The sequence below is a fragment of the Phytopseudomonas dryadis genome (assembly GCF_004327355.1).
Lineage (GTDB): Bacteria > Pseudomonadota > Gammaproteobacteria > Pseudomonadales > Pseudomonadaceae > Aquipseudomonas > Aquipseudomonas dryadis.
The window spans coordinates 42,589-60,612 of the sequence record NZ_QJUM01000023.1; the positions used below are offsets into that span (position 1 = coordinate 42,589).

19 protein-coding genes are annotated in these 18,024 nt (G+C 65.6%); 8 read left to right on the forward strand and 11 right to left on the reverse strand.

The window, feature by feature from the left end; translation table 11 throughout:
* Positions 1-78 precede the first annotated feature (78 nt).
* Positions 79-477 carry a hypothetical protein gene (locus DNK34_RS18470; protein ID WP_131176587.1) on the forward strand — a complete coding sequence of 133 codons (399 nt, stop codon included), beginning with the start codon at positions 79-81 and terminating at the stop codon, positions 475-477.
* Positions 478-499: 22 nt separating this feature from the next.
* Here the strand turns inward: DNK34_RS18470 and DNK34_RS18475 are convergent, their stop codons facing one another.
* Both DNK34_RS18475 and DNK34_RS18480 read right to left on the reverse strand, forming a co-directional pair.
* Entirely contained in the window at positions 500-679 is a 180-nt protein-coding gene (locus DNK34_RS18475; RefSeq protein WP_131176588.1) for a hypothetical protein, read from the reverse strand.
* A 458-nt stretch (positions 680-1,137) separates the two neighbouring features.
* Positions 1,138-2,385 carry a YihY family inner membrane protein gene (locus DNK34_RS18480; RefSeq protein WP_131176589.1) on the reverse strand — a complete coding sequence of 416 codons (1,248 nt, stop codon included), beginning with the start codon at positions 2,383-2,385 and terminating at the stop codon, positions 1,138-1,140.
* Between the two features lie 98 nt (positions 2,386-2,483).
* On the opposite strand from DNK34_RS18480, the gene arsC reads away from it, so the two are divergent.
* From arsC to DNK34_RS18495, 3 genes are read left to right on the forward strand one after another with little or no spacing between them, the layout of a single operon-like run.
* The gene (gene arsC, locus DNK34_RS18485) at positions 2,484-2,837 is read left to right on the forward strand and encodes an arsenate reductase (glutaredoxin) (protein ID WP_131176590.1); all 354 of its coding nucleotides are present in this window, start codon (positions 2,484-2,486) and stop codon (positions 2,835-2,837) included.
* Complete coding sequence (gene wrbA, locus DNK34_RS18490) at positions 2,834-3,439, forward strand: NAD(P)H:quinone oxidoreductase (protein ID WP_131176591.1); 606 nt, start codon at positions 2,834-2,836, stop codon at positions 3,437-3,439. Before arsC ends, wrbA begins: the two co-directional genes overlap by 4 nt.
* Complete coding sequence (locus DNK34_RS18495) at positions 3,432-3,854, forward strand: DUF2069 domain-containing protein (RefSeq protein WP_131176592.1); 423 nt, start codon at positions 3,432-3,434, stop codon at positions 3,852-3,854. The genes wrbA and DNK34_RS18495 overlap by 8 nt, the downstream gene beginning before the upstream one ends.
* Before the next feature lie 577 nt (positions 3,855-4,431).
* On the opposite strand, the gene hda is transcribed toward DNK34_RS18495, so the two are convergent.
* The 3 genes from hda to DNK34_RS18510 all read right to left on the reverse strand — a co-directional run bounded on the left by hda (position 4,432) and on the right by DNK34_RS18510 (position 7,407).
* Complete coding sequence (gene hda, locus DNK34_RS18500; protein WP_131176593.1) at positions 4,432-5,136, reverse strand: DnaA regulatory inactivator Hda; 705 nt, start codon at positions 5,134-5,136, stop codon at positions 4,432-4,434.
* Complete coding sequence (locus DNK34_RS18505) at positions 5,133-6,221, reverse strand: AI-2E family transporter (RefSeq protein WP_131176594.1); 1,089 nt, start codon at positions 6,219-6,221, stop codon at positions 5,133-5,135. Before DNK34_RS18505 ends, hda begins: the two co-directional genes overlap by 4 nt.
* Positions 6,222-6,324: 103 nt before the next feature.
* Positions 6,325-7,407, reverse strand: a complete 1,083-nt coding sequence (locus tag DNK34_RS18510; protein WP_131176595.1) for a DUF2066 domain-containing protein — start codon at positions 7,405-7,407, stop codon at positions 6,325-6,327.
* Positions 7,408-7,689: 282 nt separating this feature from the next.
* Between DNK34_RS18510 and purM the strand changes: the two genes are divergently transcribed.
* The 4 genes from purM (at position 7,690) to DNK34_RS18530 (ending at position 10,850) form a co-directional block, all read left to right on the forward strand.
* Positions 7,690-8,748 carry a phosphoribosylformylglycinamidine cyclo-ligase gene (gene purM, locus DNK34_RS18515; RefSeq protein ID WP_131176596.1) on the forward strand — a complete coding sequence of 353 codons (1,059 nt, stop codon included), beginning with the start codon at positions 7,690-7,692 and terminating at the stop codon, positions 8,746-8,748.
* Positions 8,748-9,398 (forward strand): phosphoribosylglycinamide formyltransferase, encoded by a 651-nt coding sequence (gene purN / locus DNK34_RS18520; RefSeq protein ID WP_131176597.1) that lies wholly within the window; start codon positions 8,748-8,750, stop codon positions 9,396-9,398. The genes purM and purN overlap by 1 nt, the downstream gene beginning before the upstream one ends.
* Before the next feature lie 8 nt (positions 9,399-9,406).
* Positions 9,407-10,123 (forward strand): DUF3108 domain-containing protein, encoded by a 717-nt coding sequence (locus DNK34_RS18525; RefSeq protein ID WP_131176598.1) that lies wholly within the window; start codon positions 9,407-9,409, stop codon positions 10,121-10,123.
* A 544-nt stretch (positions 10,124-10,667) separates the two neighbouring features.
* Positions 10,668-10,850, forward strand: a complete 183-nt coding sequence (locus DNK34_RS18530) for a hypothetical protein (protein WP_131176599.1) — start codon at positions 10,668-10,670, stop codon at positions 10,848-10,850.
* A 59-nt stretch (positions 10,851-10,909) separates the two neighbouring features.
* Here DNK34_RS18530 and DNK34_RS18535 read toward each other — a convergent pair whose 3' ends face one another.
* The 6 genes from DNK34_RS18535 to DNK34_RS18560 all read right to left on the reverse strand — a co-directional run bounded on the left by DNK34_RS18535 (position 10,910) and on the right by DNK34_RS18560 (position 18,019).
* Positions 10,910-11,449, reverse strand: coding sequence for a DUF2058 domain-containing protein (locus tag DNK34_RS18535; protein WP_131176600.1), 540 nt, complete (start codon positions 11,447-11,449; stop codon positions 10,910-10,912).
* 68 nt (positions 11,450-11,517) lie between these two features.
* Entirely contained in the window at positions 11,518-12,339 is an 822-nt protein-coding gene (gene mazG / locus DNK34_RS18540) for a nucleoside triphosphate pyrophosphohydrolase (RefSeq protein WP_131176601.1), read from the reverse strand.
* Between the two features lie 73 nt (positions 12,340-12,412).
* Entirely contained in the window at positions 12,413-14,656 is a 2,244-nt protein-coding gene (gene relA, locus DNK34_RS18545) for a GTP diphosphokinase (RefSeq protein ID WP_131176602.1), read from the reverse strand.
* A gap of 146 nt (positions 14,657-14,802) precedes the next feature.
* Positions 14,803-16,152 carry a 23S rRNA (uracil(1939)-C(5))-methyltransferase RlmD gene (gene rlmD, locus DNK34_RS18550; RefSeq protein WP_131176603.1) on the reverse strand — a complete coding sequence of 450 codons (1,350 nt, stop codon included), beginning with the start codon at positions 16,150-16,152 and terminating at the stop codon, positions 14,803-14,805.
* Positions 16,152-17,057, reverse strand: a complete 906-nt coding sequence (gene cysM, locus DNK34_RS18555; protein ID WP_131176632.1) for a cysteine synthase CysM — start codon at positions 17,055-17,057, stop codon at positions 16,152-16,154. Before cysM ends, rlmD begins: the two co-directional genes overlap by 1 nt.
* A 143-nt stretch (positions 17,058-17,200) precedes the next feature.
* Complete coding sequence (locus DNK34_RS18560; RefSeq protein ID WP_131176604.1) at positions 17,201-18,019, reverse strand: ABC transporter ATP-binding protein; 819 nt, start codon at positions 18,017-18,019, stop codon at positions 17,201-17,203.
* Positions 18,020-18,024: the final 5 nt, after the last annotated feature.

Consider the following 18,024-nt stretch of genomic DNA (forward strand, 5'->3'; position numbering starts at 1 on the left):
TAGCGCACAGTCTCGGTGCAATAAGCCTGCTTATAATTTCCCGATGACGCTCTTTGCACTCAGTCGGGAAATGCGACCATGTCCAACGCTCACGACACGCTGATCGGCCAGGTGCCCTCGCATCTGGTCAAAAGCGCCCATCTGCAGCTCACCGCCTACGAAGGACGGGTGGCCGAATTCAACGTCGCGGCCTGGCTGCAACTGCCCGGTCAGGCCAACAACCTGGTATCGCTGCTGGTCAGCTACCTCGATGGCGGTCGGCGCCGGGAAGTCAATCTCGACCATGCCAAGGTCAGTGCCCATGGCAAAATCCTCCTCTCGGGCATCGCGCGCCTGCCGGTGAAGCAGAGGATCGAAGACATGCAGGTACGCCTGCGCGCAGCAGCACCCAAGGTCGAGGTGGTGGTGGAGGAGTTGTTCGTGCAGGCCGTCGAGCCGGCCCAGGCTCAGGACGACTCCCGGCAGGCCAACGGCTGATTGTTGGCCAAGTGCCTCGCGTTCAGGCCGACGTCGGCCACGGCCGCGCTTGCGGCTCATCCTCACGCTCTTGCGCTACCGCCGGCAACAGCGACTCGGGCCAGTGGCTGAACTTGAGGCCGGTGATGCGGTTGAGGTTATCCAGTGCGGTCTGCGGATCACGCTGATGCAGGGCGACGACCTTTTCGGCAGTTTTTTTCATGGCGTCTTCCTGAAAGCCATCGGGGCGTACGGGCCAATATAGCCGGAAGCATAGCCAGAAGCGTGCCAGCATAGTGACGTCACTATAAAGTCGCTACAGCGCTCCCAGCTACCCAGACGGCCACCAGCCGACCCTGCTCCTTCGGCTCGGCCGGCACGCCCACTTGGCGCTCAATCTGCCCTTTTTTGTCGCCTGCCATCCCTGGCGGCGACCCTGCGGGCCGTCGCAAGCGACGTCAAGAATCGCTCCCGACGATTCTTTGTCGCCTGCCATCCCTGGCGGCGACCCTGCGGGCCGTCGCAAGCGACGTCAAGAATCGCTCCCGGCGATTCTTTGTCGCCTGCCTTCCCTGATGGATCACCCTGTAGGCCGTCGCCAGCGTCGTCAAGAATCGCTCCCGACGATTCTTTGCTGCCTGCCATCCCTGGCAGGCACTCCGTTGGCCGTCGTCAGCGATATCAAGAATGGTCCCCGGCCGTTTTTTTGTCGTGGGCCGCCGGATCGAGCCACTGCGCGAGATCCTCGCCGAACAACACCGACTGCTCGTCATGCAGGCGTTGCAAGGCCTGGCGCAAGGCGGGGTACCAGGGCTCATCCAGATCGGCCGGCAACTGGCCGAGCAACGGCAACGGCCACGGGCTGCGCTCGAGCAGATGCTGCAGGCTGTAATGACTCAGGTCGCGGCTCAGCACCCAGCTGCCGCCGCCGGTCGAGGCCACCAGTTGCTGGCTTTCGAGAAAAGTCACCACCTCCGCCCACTCGTGCTCGGGCAACAGCCAGCCCTGGCGCTGCACGTCGCGGTGACGCACCTTCAGACCGGACTGCTGCCGCGAGTGGAACACCCGCAGAATGCCCAGCAGCACCAGCAGGCGTGGCAGTGCGCGCTTGCGCCACTGATGCGACACGCCCAGGTTGCACACCAGTTCCGCGCCAACCAGCACGATCAGCCAGGAGGTATAGATCCACAGCAGGAACAGCGGCACGGTGGCGAATGCGCCATAGATCAGTTGATAACCAGGGAACAGGCGCACATACAAGCCGAACAGCGCCTTGGCCAGCTCCAGCAGCACGGCGGTGAACAGCCCGCCCAGCAGCGCATGCCTGATCGGTACCCGCGCATTGGGGACAGCGGCGTACAGCAGGGTGAACGCCGCCACGCTGAACAACAGTGGCGTGAAACGCAGCAGCGTCTTGGCGCCGACCACCGCATCCGGCCCGCTCAGCAGCGACAGCGAAGCGACATAGGTGCTGACGGCGAAGCCCGCTCCCAGCAGGATCGGCCCCAGGCTGAGAATCGCCCAGTACAGGAGGAAGGTCGACATGCCCCGGCGCGGCTGGCGGACGCGCCAGATGGTGTTGAAGGTGCGCTCGATGGTGACCAGCATCCAGAATGCCGTGACCGCCAGCACGCCCACACCGATCCAGGTCAGTTGCCGTGCCTGATTGGTGAAATCACGCAGGTATTGCTGCAGGGTCTCCCCGGCCGACGGCACGAAGTTGTGGAAGATGAAGGCCTGGATCTGCTCGCCGGTGCCCTGGAAAGCCGGGATCGCCGAGAGCATGGCGAAGGTGACCGTCATCATCGGCACCACGGCGAACAGGGTGGTATAGGTCAGCGCGGCCGCGTTATCGGCCCCCCGGTCGGCGAGAAATCGATGCAGCAGAAACCGCCAGAACTCCAGCCAATCGTTGAAACGCTGCTGCATGCCACCTCCATCGTCATCGATCCATTGACATTCCCCTGTTCAGCGCAGGGCCTTGGCGCGGTTAGAATAACTGTCACCCGAGGCAAGATGCGACTCACATGACCGATCTGACGCTCTATCACAACCCGCGCTGCTCGAAATCACGCAGCGCCCTGCAACTGCTCGAAGAACGCGGGCTGCAGCCGACCCTCGTGCTCTACCTGGAAACCCCGCCCAGCGCGGCGCAACTGCGCGACGTGCTGGGCAAACTGGGCATCGGGGCGCGCCAGTTGCTGCGCACGGGCGAGCACGAGTATCGCGAGCTGGATCTGGCCCGGACCGATTTGTCCGAAGCGCAACTGATCGAGGCCATGGTCGTCCATCCCAGGCTGATCGAACGGCCGATCCTGATCGCCGGCGAGCGCGCCGTCATCGGGCGCCCGCCGGAAAACCTGCTGGAGATCCTGCCGTGAGCACCGCCTACATCCTGGTTCTGTATTACAGCCGCCATGGCGCCACCGCCGACATGGCCCGGCACATCGCCCGCGGCGCGGAGATGCAGGGGCTGGAAGCGCGCCTGCGCACCGTACCGGCCGTGTCCAGCGAGTGCGAAGCCGTTGCCGACAGCATTCCCGCCGACGGCCCGCCCTATGCCAGCCTCGACGACCTGAAGCACTGCGCCGGCCTGGTTCTCGGCAGCCCGACCCGCTTCGGCAACATGGCCGCGCCACTCAAGTACTTCCTCGACGGCACCAGCAACCTGTGGCTGACCGGTAGCCTGGTCGGCAAACCGGCCGCCGTGTTCACCTCCACGGCCAGCCTGCATGGCGGTCAGGAAACCACCCTGCTGTCCATGCTGCTGCCCCTGCTGCACCACGGCATGCTGATCACCGGCCTGCCCTATAGCGAATCCGCATTGCTCGAGACCCGTGGCGGCGGCACGCCTTACGGCGCCAGCCACCATGCCGGCGCCGACGGCAAGCGCGCCCTCGACGAGCATGAAATCACCCTGTGCCGCGCCCTCGGCCAGCGCCTGGCCAGCACCGCCCTGAAACTGGGGAACGACCGTGGCTAGAACGCTCAAGCCCTTGCCCAGCATCGAGTGGCTGCAGCCGCGCCTGCGCCTGAGCCGCTACCTGAGCCTGGCCAGCTTCCTGGCGCTGGCGGCGCTGCTGCTGATCTGGAACCTGGGTTATGCCGCGGTCCCCGGCTCATTGCTCTGGGCGGTGCTGGCGTTCCAGTTGCTGCCCTTGCTCCTGCTCGCCCCGGGCATGATCGCCGGGCATCCGCGCGCCCATGCCTGGGCCTGCTTCGTGGTCAACCTGTACTTCATCCAAGGCGTGCTGGCGGCGTTCGACCCGTCGAAAGCGCTGTTCGGCTGGCTGGAAATCCTGCTGAGCATGGGCCTGTTCATCAGTGCCCTGCTCTACACCCGCTGGTGTGCGCAGTACCAATACATCGACAGGCTCAGTGATAACACCGAGGGATAAGAACGGCACGCTGAAGGCGCCGATAATCCGCGTTAAACGGAGGATCAGGCCTTCGGCCCCGGATTACGCCTACGGCTAATCCAGGCTACGTTCTTGTGAAAAGAAATACCGCGTGCACCTCGTCCCTCTCCCCCGGCCCCTCTCCCGGAGGGCGAGGGGAGCAAAGCAGGCCTGCCTGAATCCGGCAGGCGAGGCATGCGCAAGCCTTGAGGCTGATACAAGCTCCGGAACCACCACGGTTCTGCTCCCTTTCCCTCCGGGAGAGGGCTGGGGAGAGGGGCTCTTCATCCGTAGCCTTTCGCAGGGTGAACCGGGGCACGTAGCTGAGGCTTCACCCTACGCGGCTGGAAGGCAGAAGCGGCCGTTCGTAGGGTGGACGACGCTTCACCCGTCCACCGCTCCGCAATAGCAATGGTGGATGAAAAGAGCGTCATCCACCCTACGCGCTTGAGGCTGGAAAGCTGGACGAAAGAGCCTGTGCGGCTTGCTTGTCGTTCAGCCTCCAGCCTCTAGCGCTCTTATCGGCCGTCCGCTTGCGCCTTGTTTCAGCCATTCCAGGCGGCGCAATCGAGCGCCGCTACCAGCCGAGCGTCTCTTTCAGGAAGGGAATGGTCAATTTGCGCTGGGCCTGCAGGGAAGCCTGATCGAGGCGTTCGAGCAGTTCGAAGAGCGCGCTCATGCTGCGCTCACCGCGGGTGAGGATGAAGCGTCCCACCTCGTCGCTCATGTGCAGGCCCCGGCGCGAGGCACGCAATTGCAGGGCGCGCAGCTTGTCCTCATCGGACAAGGACTGGAGCTGGAAGACCAGGGCCAGGGTCAGGCGCGACTTGAGGTCGGCAAGCTTGACCGGCAACTCGCGGGGCGAGGAGCCCGCCGCCAGCAGCAGACGCCGGCCACTGTCACGCAGGCGATTGAACAGGTGGAACAGCGCCTCTTCCCATTCACCCCGGCCCGCCGCCGCATCCAGGTCATCCAGGCATACCAGCTCGCACTGTTCCAGGTTGTCCAGCAGCTCCGGCCCGTACTGCACCACCTCGGCCAGCGGCAGGTAGACGGCGGGCTCGCCGCGCTGCTCGAAACGCAGGCAAGCGGCCTGCAGCAGGTGGCTGCGCCCCACGCCCTCGCCCCCCCACAGGTAGATCAGGCTCTCCGTCCAGCCGGCATCCGCTTCGCACAGGCGCTCGACATACCCCAGGGCAGCGGCATTGGCGCCCGGGTAGTAGTTGGCAAAGGTGGCGTCGTCGCGCAGACGGACGCCAAGCGGCAGTTGAATAGGCTTCATACTGGACGGGGAGGCTCGTCGGAGCCCCCTGAAGGCTCTTGATAAAGGTCGGAAAGTTTATACAAATCATGCACATGACGCAGCAAAACCATGATCACCGCGGCCACCGGCAGGGCCAGCAGGATACCGGTGAAGCCGAACAGCTGACCGCCGGCCATGATCGCGAAGATCACCGCCACCGGATGCAGGCCGATGCGGTCGCCCACCAACAGGGGCGTCAGCAGCATGCCCTCGAGCATCTGGCCGACCATGAACACGCCGGCAATGGCCAGTAGCGGGTAGAAGTCGCCGCCGAACTGGAACAGCCCGGCGATCAGGGCCGCGCCGATGCCGACCACCACCCCGAGATAGGGAACGATGCTCGCCAGGCCGGCGAGCAGGCCGATCAACAGCCCCAGTTCCAGGCCGATGGCCATCAGGCCGACGGCGTACATCACGCCGAGCGCGAACATCACCAGCAGTTGTCCGCGCAGGAAAGCGCCCAGCACCTCGTGGCACTCGCTGACCAGCTTGACCACCAGCCCTTCGTTGCTGCGCGGCAACAGACCACGCAGCTTGGCGACCAGCAGATCCCAGTCACGCATCAGGTAGAAGCTGACCACCGGGATCAGCAGCAGGTTGGCCAGCCAGGCCATCAGCGCCAGACCCGACGCCGTGGCCTGGGCCAGGATCAGCCCGGCGATATCGGTGGTCTTGCCCAGGTGCTCGGAAATCGCCGATTTCATCTGGTCGAAGCGCCAGAAGCCCTCGTTCAAGCCGAGCTTCAACTGGACCCAGGGCAGCGCCTCGTGCTGCGCCCAGTCGAGCATCTGCGGCGCCAGTTCGTAGAGCCGTACCATCTGCTTGCCGAGCATGGGGATCAATACCAGCAGCATCAGGGTGATGACCAGGGTGAACAAGGCGAATACCACGATCACGCCCCAGGTACGCGACAGCTTCAAGCGCTCCAGGCGATCCACCAGGGGATCGCCCAGGTAAGCCAGCAACACGCCGATCAGGAAGGGCGGCAAGATCGGATGCAGGACATAGACCAGGCCGCAGAGCAGCAGCACGGCAATCCATAGCCAGCGAGACGAAACGGTCATGCTCAATCCTCGGGAACAACGGCGAATAAAGCGCAAACAGCGCCGACCGCGCCAGTGCGGAGTGATCCGCCGGAGTCGATATCAGTGCGGCCAGCGCGGCAGTCTACCAGCGAAAGCGCAGCACATCGCCACGCGGGACGATGCGCGGCGCGGGCTCTTGAGCAGCGGGCTCGAGCGGCGCCTGAGTGGCATCGATCGGCAGTGTCTCGTCATTGGCCGGCGCGGGCTCGGGCAGGGCTTCATCCGCCGGCACCTCGTGCAGTTGGGCCAGGGCCAACTGCGCGCGCAGTTGCTCGGCGCTGGCGTTGACCCGGTAGACCAGGCGGTCGGCCTCGACGGACTGCAACTGCGCAGCGAAGGGTTCGAGCATACGCTGCAGTTCGGCATAACGTGAAAGATCGGCGCCGATGACTTCCAGGGTCAGCGTCGACGAGGTGCCCGGGGTGACCACGAAACGCGGCGCCAGGCGCTCGCTCACCGCCAGCAACACGGCATCGGCCAGGGCCGCCTGGTCGGCACCTTCGGCCTTGCCCTGCTCGTGTTCCTCGCCCAGCCACATTTGCCAGTCGGCCTGCCACTTGTCGTCGGTTTCGCGTGCATGCACCGCCAACAGGGCATCGGCGCCATAACGCTCCGAGGCCGAACGCAACGCCTCGGGATCGCTGGCGCCGAGGTTGTCCGCCGTCGCCAGCAGTTGCTCGTCGAGATCCGCCAACGGCAGACGCAGCGGCAGCCCACGATGCTGCGCCGCCAGACGCAGGGGCTCGGCACTGGCCTGACCATCGCCGACCATGTTCGAGCCGGCCGCCGTGTCGCTCAGCCACCAGGTCAGCAACGCCGGGCGGTTGACGCCCCAAAGCGGCAATCCGGCCTGGCGCAGCGTGCGATCGGTCGATACGGCATCGAAGTCGACCAGCAGGCTGTCACCTTCATAACCGTACTGACTGACGATCTGCTGGGGGTCCTTGCGCAGTTCGGCCAGCGCCGAGCCCTTGGCCGCGTCGCGGTTACCGGTCAGGCGCAGCACCAGGGTTTCCAGGGCACGCTGCATGGCGGCATCGCGCTCTTGCGGCTGCTGGCTGGCGACCTTCTCGCGCACCTGATACAGGTCGCTGACCGTGGCAGCGGCGCTCGTCAGGCTGAGCAGCGACAGGCACAGGAGGAACACACAGGAGGTCGGGCGCATGAATAAAAGCTCTCTGCAGACAGGAGGCGGCGCAGCTCAGGCTGCCGAATCGCTATACCTTATGGGTTGTTGCGCTTTCATCGCAAGCCGCGTCGCTGCCGCCAGCGTGCAAGCGTGTCGCTTGCCTGCCCCGTGCAGGCCGTGCCCGGCGCCCCCGGCAGAGCGCCGCACGGCGCTGCGGCTGGCCGCTGCACGGCAAGCCTGATAAAATCGCGCGCCTTCGCAGAGCGGCCGTCGCAGGCCGGTGCAATTCCGACTTCCCCCTTCCAAAGGCCTGGATCTATGAGCAAGCAACCCTCCATCAGCTACAAGGACGCAGGTGTAGATATCGACGCGGGCGAAGCCCTGGTCGAACGCATCAAGGGCGTGGCCAAGCGCACCGCCCGTCCTGAAGTCATGGGTGGCCTGGGCGGCTTCGGCGCCCTTTGCGAGATCCCCGCCGGCTACAAACAGCCCGTGCTGGTATCCGGTACCGACGGTGTCGGCACCAAACTGCGCCTGGCGCTGAACCTGAACAAGCACGACAGCATCGGCCAGGATCTGGTGGCCATGTGCGTCAACGACCTGGTGGTCTGCGGCGCCGAGCCGCTGTTCTTCCTCGACTACTACGCCACCGGCAAGCTCAACGTCGATGTGGCCGCCACCGTGGTCACCGGCATCGGCGCCGGCTGCGAACTGGCCGGCTGCTCCCTGGTCGGTGGTGAAACCGCCGAGATGCCCGGCATGTACGAAGGCGAGGACTATGACCTGGCCGGCTTCTGCGTCGGCGTGGTGGAAAAGGCCGAGATCATCGACGGCTCCAAAGTGGCCGCCGGTGACGCGCTGATCGCCCTGCCCTCCTCCGGCCCGCACTCCAACGGTTACTCGCTGATCCGCAAGATCATCGACGTGGCCGGCAGCGACATCGACAGCACCCTGGTCGACGGCAAGCCGCTGGCCGATCTGCTGATGGCACCGACGCGCATCTACGTCAAACCCCTGCTCAAGCTGATCAAGGACACCGGCGCGGTCAAGGCCATGGCCCACATCACCGGCGGCGGCCTGCTCGACAATATCCCGCGGGTACTGCCCGCCGGCGCCCAGGCGCTGATCGACGTGGCCAGCTGGACCCGCCCGGCGGTGTTCGACTGGCTGCAGGAAAAAGGCAACGTCGACGAGACCGAGATGCACCGCGTACTCAACTGCGGCGTGGGCATGGTCATCTGTGTCGCCCAGGAGCAGGTCGACGTGACCCTCGAGACCCTGAGCGCCGCTGGCGAGCAGCCCTGGGTCATCGGCCGGATCGCCAGCGCCGCCGACGGCGCGGAACGGGTCGTCCTGAACAACCTGAAAAGCCACTGATGCCCCCAGCCTGCAATGTGGTGGCGCTGATCTCCGGCGCCGGCAGCAATCTGCAGGCGCTGATCGACAGCGCCGGGGCCGCGGACAATCCGGCACGCATCGCCGCGGTGATTTCCAACCGCGCCGATGCCTATGGCCTGGAACGGGCGAAGAATGCCGACATCGACACCCGGGTGCTCGAGCATGGCGATTTCGCCGACCGCGAAGCCTTCGACAAGGCCCTGATCGAAGCCATCGACGCCTTCGAACCGCACCTGGTGGTGCTGGCCGGCTTCATGCGCATCCTCAGCCCGGCGTTCGTCCGCCACTACAGCGGACGCCTGCTCAACATCCATCCCTCCCTGCTGCCCAGGCACAAGGGCCTGCACACCCATCGACGGGCGCTGGAGGCCGGTGACCGCGAGCACGGCTGCAGCGTGCACTTCGTCACCGAGGAACTCGATGGTGGCCCTCTGGTCGTACAGGCTGTAATCCCGGTACAGTTGCAGGACTCTGCCGCCAGCCTGGCGCAGCGGGTTCACGTCCAGGAACACCTGATCTATCCGCTGGCCGTCCGCTGGTTCGCCGAAGGACGTTTGCGCCTCGACGCCTCGGGCGCATCGCTCGACGGCAACCCCCTGCCGGCCACCGGCTACCTCATCAACACCTAGGAGACACCATGCGTCGTGCCTTACTGTTCGCCCTGGCGTTGCTCAGCCTGCCAGCCGTCGCCGAAGAGCTGAAGCCGTTCTCCGCCAGCTACACCGCCGACTGGAAGCAACTGCCGGTCAGTGGCTCCGCCGAACGCAGCCTGCAGGCACAGGACGATGGACGCTGGCTGCTCAGCTTCAAGGCTTCCATGCTGGTGGCCAGCCTCACCGAGCAGAGCACCTTCACGGTCGATGGCAACAGCTTCCTGCCCCAGACCTACAAGTTCGAACGCAGCGGCCTGGGCAAGGGCAAGGAAGTCGAGTTCGACTTCGACTGGACGCAGAAGCAGGTGATCGGCAGCGATCGCGGCGACCCCGTGCGTTTCCCGCTCAACCGCGGCATGCAGGACAAGTCGACCTACCAGCTCGTGCTGCAACATGACGTCGCGGCCGGGCAGAAGAGCATGAGCTATCAAGTGGTCGATGGCGACGAGGTCGAAACCTATGATTTCCGCGTGCTGGGCGAGGAAGTGGTACGCACCAAGGCCGGCCTGATCGATGCGATCAAGGTCGAGCGCGTGCGCGACCCGACACAGAGCAGCCGCAAGACCATCCTCTGGTTCGCCAAGGACTGGGGCCACCTGCTGGTGCGTCTGCATCAGGTGGAAAAGGACGGCAAGGAATACCAGATCATGCTCAAGTCCGGCACCGTCGACGGCAAGACCGTGGAAGGCCGTCGCGATTGATCGACCAGCCGGTCGCCGTCATCATCAGAAAGCCGGGCATGCCCGGCTTTTTCTTGGCCGCAGGCTGTTGGCGAAGCAGCCATTTGCAGGAGGGGCTTCAGCCACGACCGGATGGAGCAGGCCGTAGGATGGGTGAAACCCATCGGCGATTGATGGGTTTCAACTGCGTGGCCCGACCCCATCTACGGATTGCCCCCCTGAAGAGCCCCTCTCCCCAGCCCTCTCCCAGGGGGCGAGGGAGCCGATCCGTGCTGGCTCCGGGGCTTGTGCCAGCCCGTAGGGTGGATGACGCTCTTTTCATCCACCATTGCGATCGCAGAGCGGTGGACGGATCGGGCCGCGCAGGCAAGCGTCGTCCACCCTACGAAAGGCAGCTACCGCCTCGCGGCAGTGATCCCGATGCTGGCGGCCAACCACGGCACTGCCATGCCGCGGAACTTGTAACCAATCGTTACGGTCACAAATGGCATCGTTTGCTTAGCAAGCTAAGCATGAACGACCCATGTATTGCGCCGCATTGATCCGACAGACTGGAGATATAAGAATGAGCGTAGTAGTTGTGTCCGAGCGTGACGAGCAGCACATGTCCCACGAAGCCCAGGCCATGGGCAAGCGCGTCTGGGACGTGCATCAGAACGACCAATTGGTCGGTATATTCCCCTCTCGGGAAGAGGCCATCGCCTACCAGGCGGAGCTGGAAACCTCAGCCAGTCCGCATACGGAATGATCGGACGAAAAAGCCCGCGTAATCGCGGTGCACTGCCAGCCATGCGCGCATGAGCGCGTTTACCACATCAGGTCATCGGGAACCTGGTAGGCGGCATAGGGGTCGTCCGCATCCGGTGCTTCGGTCGGGGTATTGAGCAATACCACGCGGCGCGGATCGCGCTCCTGGATCTTCAGCGCGGCCTCGCGCGGAATCACTTCGTAGCCGCCGCCGTGGCGGACGATGGCCAGCGAGCCGCGGCTGAGCTTGTCGCGCATCAGGGCGTTGACCGACAGGCGCTTGACCTTCTTGTCGTCGACGAAATTGTAGTAATCCTCGGTGGTGAGCTTGGGCAGCCGGGAGACCTCGATCAACTGCTTGACCTGGGCGGCGCGGGCCTTCTGCTCGATCTTCTCCTGCTGCTGCCGGTTCAGCTCCTGATCCCGGGCCGCCTTTTCGGCCATGGCCTGCTGGGCGGCGAGCTTCTGCGACTCGTCCTTCTCGGCCTGCCCTTTCTGTACCAGGCGCTGCTGCTTCTGCTGTTGCTTGCTGACCTGCTTGGCCTGCTTCTCGTTGACCAGCCCCGCCTTGAGCAACTGGTCGCGTAATGAAAGAGCCATAACCTACCTATCCGCCGAACAATGAATATGGTGGTGAGCCGACAACCCACCGGATTTCAGCAGCACGATCAGGGCTGCCTCTCGCGTTTCTTCGCTTCGCCCCACAGGGCGTCCAGCTCGTCCAGGGCGCAATTCTCGATGGGCCGCCCCGCTTCGCGCAATGCCTGCTCGATAAAACGGAAGCGCCGCTCGAACTTGGCGTTCGCCGCGCGCAACGCCGCCTCGGGCTCGACCTTGAGGTGGCGGGCCAGATTGGTCACCGCGAACAGCAGGTCACCGACCTCCTCGGCGATTGCCGGAGGATCGTCGGCACCGATGGCCTCGAGCACTTCATCCAGTTCTTCACGCACCTTGTCCAGCACCGGCAGCGCATCGGGCCAGTCGAAGCCGACCCGGGCGGCCCGCGACTGCAGCTTGCTGGCCCGGCTCAGGGCCGGCAACACGGTCGGCACATCGTCGAGCAGCGACAGTTGCTCGGGGGCCGCCGCGCGCTGTGCACGCTCCTCGGCCTTGATCGCCTCCCAGCGCTGCTTGACCTCGGCCTCGCCGAGGCGCGGCAGATCCGGCGCACCGTACAGATCGCCATCGGGAAACACGTGGGGATGGCGGCGAACCAGCTTGCGGGTGATGCCATCGACCACCTGGGCGAAGTCGAAACGCCCCTCTTCGCGGGCCAGCTGGCTGTAGTACACCACCTGGAACAGCAGGTCGCCCAGCTCACCGGGCAGTTCGGCAAACGCCTCGCGCTCGATGGCATCGGCCACTTCGTAGGCTTCTTCGAGGGTATGCGGCACGATGCTCGCGTAGGACTGCTGCAGATCCCAGGGACAGCCGTGCCGGGGGTCGCGCAGGCGCGCCATCAGGTGCAGGAGGTCGTCGAGTTGGTACATGGCAAATTCCGCTCAGTGCAGGAGGCCAGCCGCCGCGCGCCACGGGCAAGGCCGCGGCGTGCGGCCTGCCGGTTCAGGGCGCCCGGTGGCGACGGGCCTCGATGATATTGGGCAACTGGGAAATGCGCCCGAGCAGGCGCCCCAGGGCATCCAGACCGGGGATCTCCACGGTCAGCGACATCGATGCGGTGTTGTCTTCCTTGTTCGAACGGGTGTTGACCGCCAGCACGTTGAGCTTCTCGTTGAGCAGCATCTGGGTGACGTCGCGCAGCAGGCCGGAGCGGTCGTAGGCGCGGATGATGATGTCCACCGGGTAGGTCTGCGCCGGCACCGGCCCCCAGCTGACCTGGATGATGCGCTCCGGCTCGCGGCCGGCCAGTTGCAGCACCGAGGCGCAGTCCTGGCGGTGGATGCTCACGCCGCGGCCCAGGGTGATGTAGCCGACGATGGGGTCGCCCGGCAGCGGCTGGCAGCAGCCGGCCATCTGCGTCAGCAGGTTGCCGACGCCCTGGATCTGGATATCGCCGCGCTTGCCCGGCTTGAAGCCCTGGGCCTTGCGCGGAATCAGCTCGAGCTGCTCGCTGCCGCGCTCCGGCTCGACCAGTTGCTGCGCCAGGTTGACCAGTTGCGCCAGGCGCAGGTCGCCGGCGCCGAGGGAAGCGAACAGATCCTCGGCGGTTTTCAGGTTGGCCTTCTCGGCCAGTTTCTCGAAATCCACCGGTGGCAGCGCCACCCGTGCCAGTTCGCGCTCGAGCATGGTCTTGCCGGCGGCGACGTTCTGGTCGCGATCCTGCAGCTTGAACCAGTGCACGATCTTGGCCCGCGCCCGCGACGTGGTGACGTAGCCCAGGTTGGAGTTCAGCCAGTCGCGGCTCGGCGTGCCCTGCTTGCTGGTGATGATCTCGACCTGCTCGCCGGTCTGCAGGCTGTAGTTGAGCGGCACGATACGCCCGTTGATCTTGGCGCCCCGGCAGTTGTGGCCGATCTCGGTGTGCACCCGGTAGGCGAAATCCAGCGGCGTGGCGCCCTTGGGCAGGTCGATGGCATGGCCGTCGGGGGTGAACACGTAGACCCGGTCCGGCTCGATATCGACGCGCAGCTGCTCGGCCAGCCCACCGATGTCGCCCAGCTCCTCGTGCCACTCCAGCACCTGGCGCAGCCAGGAGATCTTCTCTTCGTAGTGGCTGGAGCCGGATTTGACGTCGGTGCCCTTGTAGCGCCAGTGGGCGCATACGCCCAGTTCCGCTTCCTCGTGCATGCCCGAGGTGCGGATCTGCACCTCCAGCACCTTGCCCTCCGGACCGAGCACGGCGGTATGCAGCGAACGGTAGCCGTTCTCCTTGGGGTTGGCGATGTAGTCGTCGAACTCCTTGGGAATGTGTCGCCACAAGGTGTGCACGATACCCAGGGCGGTGTAGCAGTCGCGCACCGCCGGCACCAGCACGCGCACCGCGCGCACGTCGTAGATCTGGCTGAACTGCAGGCCCTTGCGCTGCATCTTGCGCCAGATCGAATAGATGTGTTTCGCCCGGCCGCTGATATCGGCCTTGATACCGGTGGCTTCCAGTTCCTCGCGCAGCTGCTCCATCACTTCGTTGATGTAGTGCTCGCGATCCAGGCGGCGCTCGTGCAGCAGGTTGGCGATCTGCTTGTACTGTTCCGGCTCCAGGTAGCGGAACGACAGATCCTCCAGCTCCCACTTGATATGGCCGATGCCCAGGCGGTGGGCCAGGGGGGCGTAGATGTCGAAGACTTCGCGGGCCACGCGCTGACGCTTCTCGTCATCGGTGTCCTTCACCGCGCGGATGGCGCAGGTACGCTCGGCCAGCTTGATCAGCGCCACGCGCACGTCGTCGACCATGGCCACCAGCATCTTGCGCAGGTTGTCCACCTGGGCCTGGGAGCCGAGCACCAGGGAGTCGCGCGGATTGAGGCTGGCGCTGATGGCCGCCATGCGCAGCACGCCTTCGATCAGCTTGGCCACCACCGGGCCGAAGCGCTGATGCACCGCGGCCAGGGTGATCTTGCCTTCGCGCACGCCACGGTAGATGACAGCCGCGACCAGTGAATCCTGATCGAGCTTGAGGTCGGCGAGAATCTCGGCGATTTCCAGGCCGGCGCTGAAGCTGGAGGCGCCCTCCGTCCACAGGTTCTGCGCCGCGTTGGCCTGCTGCTCGGCGGCACGGGCGAACTCGCAGGCATCGCGCAACGCATCGCGATCGAGGGCGGGGTCGACGCTGGTGACGTGCTCCAGCCAGGCCTCGAGATTGATACTGCCATCATCATTGATCGGCTGGTGCACTCTAACCTGAACCATCTTGCTTACCTTCCCTACCGCGGGGGCATGCCCCGCCGAATGTCGCCGGGCTTCTGCGAGCCGGTCGGTTTAACCACATCAGGCGCAATCCCTGTGCGCCACTGCAATTCGTCTGGCCGAGCCGTCAGGCGTCGCCAGTCACCCTCTCAACGCTCGAACAGGGCCATCGCCTCGACATGCGCCGTCTGCGGGAACATGTCGAGAATACCGGCTTTTTTCAGCCGGTAACCCTGCTGCAACAATTCGCTACTGTCGCGTGCCAGCGTCGCCGGGTTGCACGACACGTACAGCAGGCGCCTGGCGCCGAGGCTGGCGATCTGTCTGACCACCTGCAATGCACCATCGCGAGGCGGATCGAGCAACACCGCCTCGAAGCCGCCTGTGGCCCAACCGGTCTCGACCAGCGGGTTGGACAGATCGGCCTGGAAAAAGTGCGCATTGGCCAGCCCGTTGGCCCGGGCGTTGTCCGCCGCCCGCTCGACCATGGCCTGCACACCTTCCACGGCGACCACTTCGCGGGCCAGCCGGGCCAGGGGCAAGGCGAAATTGCCCAGGCCGCAGAACAGATCGAGCACCCGCTCCGACGCCTGTGGCGCCAGCCATTGCAAGGCCTGGGCCACCATGGCCTCGTTCACCGCCGCGTTGACCTGGACGAAATCACCGGGCCGGTACGCCAGTTGCAGATCCCAGGTCTCCAGGCGATAGCCCAGGCTCAGGGTCGCGTCCAGCGGCTGCGGATCGGCCTCGCCCTGCAGCCACAACTGGGCCTTATGTACCGTGCAGAACGCCTGCAGGCGGGCCAGGTCGACTTCGCCCAGCGGCGCGGTATGGCGGATCAGCATGGCACTGGAACTGCCATGGAACAGCTCCACATGACCGATGGCACGGGGCGCGTGCAGACCTGCCAGCAGGCTCGGCAAGGCGCGCAGAATCGGTTGCAAGGGCTGTACCAGCACCGCGCAGTCTTGGATGGCGATGATGTCCTGACTGGCCGCGGCACGAAAACCGACCTCCAGCCTCTTCTGCCGCGGGTCCCAGCGCACGGCGATCCGCGCGCGGCGCCGATAGCCGAACTCGGGGCCGCTGAGGGGCTCGGCCCAGGCCTCGGGTTGGAGATCGGCCAGACGGCTGAACTGCTCGGCGAGCAGGCGCCGTTTCAGCGCGAGCTGCTCGCCATGGGCCATGTGCTGCAGGCTGCAGCCACCGCATACGCGGGCATGCACGCAGGGTTCGCTGCGGCGTTCGGGGCGGGCCTGCAAGACGCGCTCGCTGCGCGCCTCGACCACCTGGCTGCGCGCGCCCAGCACCCGCGCCTCGACCTCCTCGCCCGGCAAGGCACCGCTGACGAACCAGGTACGCCCTTCGACGAAGGCGATGCCGCGGCCATCGTTGGCCAGGCGCTCGATCCGCAGGCGCTGCTTCTTGCCCACCGGCAGTTGCGGCGCACGGGCCCCGCCACTGGGCTGGAAGCGCAGACCGCCGTGCTTGCGGGCCATCAGTTGGCCGCTGCGTCGTACACGCCGGTGGACAGGTAACGGTCGCCACGGTCGCAGATGATCGCCACCATCACCGCATTCTCCACTTCGCGCGACAGGCGCAGCATCGCCGCCACCGCGCCGCCCGAGGACACGCCACAGAAGATGCCCTCTTCACGCGCCATGCGTCGCATCACGTCCTCGGCTTCGCTCTGCGCCATGTCGACGATCCGGTCGACGCGCTCGGCCTCGAAGATCTTCGGCAGGTATTCCTCGGGCCAGCGGCGGATACCGGGAATGGCGGAACCTTCCATGGGCTGCAGGCCGATGATGCGCACCGCGGGATTCTGTTCCTTGAGGTAACGCGAGACGCCCATGATGGTGCCGGTGGTGCCCATGGAGCTGATGAAGTGGCTGATCCGGCCATGGGTCTGGCGCCAGATTTCCGGGCCGGTGCCGGTGTAGTGGGCGACCGGATTGTCGCCGTTGGCGAACTGGTCGAGCACCTTGCCGCGCCCTTCGGCCTGCATGGCCAGGGCCAGGTCGCGCGCGCCCTCCATGCCCTCTTCCTTGCTCACCAGGATCAGCTCGGCGCCATAGGCGGTCATCGCCGCCTTGCGCTCGTCACTGGAGTTGTCGGGCATGATCAGGATCATCCGATAGCCCTTGATCGCCGCCGCCATGGCCAGGGCGATGCCGGTATTGCCCGAGGTCGCCTCGATCAGCGTGTCACCGGGGCCGATGTCGCCGCGCAGTTCGGCACGGTTGATCATCGACAGCGCCGGGCGATCCTTCACCGAACCGGCCGGGTTGTTGCCCTCTAACTTCACCAGCAGGGTATTGCTGGTGTCGCCAGGCAGGCGTTGCAGGCGAACCAGGGGGGTATTGCCGACGCAATCGGCAATGGTGGGGTATTGCAGGGTCATGGCGTCGATCGAGTCCAGACGGCTGGAAGGGGCGATCATGATACGGCAAAAGCAGCCGCAAGCTCCAAGCTTCAAGCGGCAAGAAAAAGCACGAACCGACCGCCAACGGCTTTTACTTGTGGCTTGTGGCTTGCGGCTTGCAGCTACCTCCGGGTCACCCCGGCGATCAGCGGCGTGCCGCTGACCGGATCGGTCATCAGCGTGCAGCGCACCTCATACAGCTCTTCGACCAGCGCCGGTGTGACGATCTGCGTCGGCGCGCCCTCGGCGATGATGCACCCCGCCTTCATCGCCACCAGGTGGTCGGCATAGCGGCAGGCGCTGGACAGGTCGTGCACCACCATGACCACGGTCTTGCCGACCGAGGCCAGGTCACGGATCAGCTCGAACACCTCGATCTGGTGCCCCAGGTCGAGGGCCGAGGTCGGTTCGTCGAGCAGCAGCAAGGGGGTCTGCTGGGCCACCGCCATGGCGATCCAGGCGCGCTGGCGCTGACCGCCGGACATCGACTCCAGGGGGCGTTCGGCCAGCGTCTGCAGATCCGCCACGCGCAAGGCTTCGTCGACGATGGCCTGGTCTTCCGCCGACCACTGGCGCAGCAGGCTCTGGTGCGGCTGGCGACCGAAACGGATCAGTTCGGAGACGGTCAGGCCGTCGGGCGCCGAGGCGTCCTGGGGCAGCAGGGCCAGTTGCCGCGCCACTTCCTTGGACGGCAGGCTGCCGATGGCCCGGCCATTGAGCAACACCGCGCCGGCACTGGGCTTGTGCAGTCGCGACAACCCGGCCAGCAGGGTCGACTTGCCGCAGCCATTGGGCCCGACGATGGCGGTGACCCGGCCCGGCGGAATGCGCAGCGACAGCGACTCGATGATCGCAGCATGGGGGTAGCCCAGGCTCAGGTTCTCGGCCTGCAGGGTGACTTCGGCGTCAGGCCGGGTGGCGAACAGATTGGAAGTGGTCATCGGGC

Excerpts from the sequence above, each read along its gene's own strand:
- DNK34_RS18560 (WP_131176604.1), bottom strand. The coding sequence starts at position 18,019 with ATGACCACTTCCAATCTGTTCGCCACCCGGCCTGACGCCGAAGTCACC.
- DNK34_RS18530 (WP_131176599.1), top strand. The coding sequence starts at position 10,668 with ATGAGCGTAGTAGTTGTGTCCGAGCGTGACGAGCAGCACATGTCCCAC.
- hda (WP_131176593.1), bottom strand. The coding sequence starts at position 5,136 with ATGAAGCCTATTCAACTGCCGCTTGGCGTCCGTCTGCGCGACGACGCC.
- relA (WP_131176602.1), bottom strand. The coding sequence starts at position 14,656 with ATGGTTCAGGTTAGAGTGCACCAGCCGATCAATGATGATGGCAGTATC.
- DNK34_RS18510 (WP_131176595.1), bottom strand. The coding sequence starts at position 7,407 with ATGCGCCCGACCTCCTGTGTGTTCCTCCTGTGCCTGTCGCTGCTCAGC.
- DNK34_RS18475 (WP_131176588.1), bottom strand. The coding sequence starts at position 679 with ATGAAAAAAACTGCCGAAAAGGTCGTCGCCCTGCATCAGCGTGATCCG.
- DNK34_RS18505 (WP_131176594.1), bottom strand. The coding sequence starts at position 6,221 with ATGACCGTTTCGTCTCGCTGGCTATGGATTGCCGTGCTGCTGCTCTGC.
- cysM (WP_131176632.1), bottom strand. The coding sequence starts at position 17,057 with ATGACCCTGCAATACCCCACCATTGCCGATTGCGTCGGCAATACCCCC.
- purM (WP_131176596.1), top strand. The coding sequence starts at position 7,690 with ATGAGCAAGCAACCCTCCATCAGCTACAAGGACGCAGGTGTAGATATC.
- rlmD (WP_131176603.1), bottom strand. The coding sequence starts at position 16,152 with ATGGCCCGCAAGCACGGCGGTCTGCGCTTCCAGCCCAGTGGCGGGGCC.
- arsC (WP_131176590.1), top strand. The coding sequence starts at position 2,484 with ATGACCGATCTGACGCTCTATCACAACCCGCGCTGCTCGAAATCACGC.
- purN (WP_131176597.1), top strand. The coding sequence starts at position 8,748 with ATGCCCCCAGCCTGCAATGTGGTGGCGCTGATCTCCGGCGCCGGCAGC.
- DNK34_RS18535 (WP_131176600.1), bottom strand. The coding sequence starts at position 11,449 with ATGGCTCTTTCATTACGCGACCAGTTGCTCAAGGCGGGGCTGGTCAAC.
- mazG (WP_131176601.1), bottom strand. The coding sequence starts at position 12,339 with ATGTACCAACTCGACGACCTCCTGCACCTGATGGCGCGCCTGCGCGAC.
- DNK34_RS18525 (WP_131176598.1), top strand. The coding sequence starts at position 9,407 with ATGCGTCGTGCCTTACTGTTCGCCCTGGCGTTGCTCAGCCTGCCAGCC.
- DNK34_RS18470 (WP_131176587.1), top strand. The coding sequence starts at position 79 with ATGTCCAACGCTCACGACACGCTGATCGGCCAGGTGCCCTCGCATCTG.
- DNK34_RS18480 (WP_131176589.1), bottom strand. The coding sequence starts at position 2,385 with ATGCAGCAGCGTTTCAACGATTGGCTGGAGTTCTGGCGGTTTCTGCTG.